Source organism: Neisseria sp. P0001.S005 (assembly GCF_051963715.1).
The window spans coordinates 1-419 of the sequence record NZ_JBQCTZ010000653.1 but is presented as its reverse complement, the minus strand read 5'-3'; the positions used below and the strand labels follow the sequence as shown (position 1 = coordinate 419).

Below are 419 nucleotides of genomic sequence, written 5' to 3'. Positions count from 1 at the left end.
TCGCTCAGATATTTGTAAGGCGGTACAACCAAGTTGGTCGGTGCAGGAACACCTTTGTATACTCGGCCTGCAATGTCGAATTTCGAACCGTGGCAAGGGCAGAAGAAGCCGCCTTTCCAGTCTGCGCCCAAGTCAGCGGGAGCAATATCGGGACGGTAAGTCGGAGAGCAACCCAGGTGGGTACAGATACCGATAGCAACGAGGAGGTTCGGTTTGATCGAACGGTGCTCGTTTTTACAGTTTTCGGGCTGATGATCCACTTCGGAATTGGGATCGACAACTGCGCCATCCAAACTTTTCAAGTCTTTGAGCTGTTGATCTGTGCGGTTGACCAGCCAAATCGGTTTGCCCTGCCATTCGGCAGTCAGCATTTGGCCTGCTTCGATTTTGCTGACATCTACTTCGACAGCAGCACCGGC

The 419-nt window shown here is 52.5% G+C and carries 1 protein-coding gene; it reads right to left on the bottom strand.

Annotated features, from left to right (window positions below; all coding sequences use genetic code 11):
• On the bottom strand, positions 1-419 hold a 419-nt coding region (gene petA, locus ACTHSP_RS22210), incomplete at both ends, for a ubiquinol-cytochrome c reductase iron-sulfur subunit (protein ID WP_440347034.1).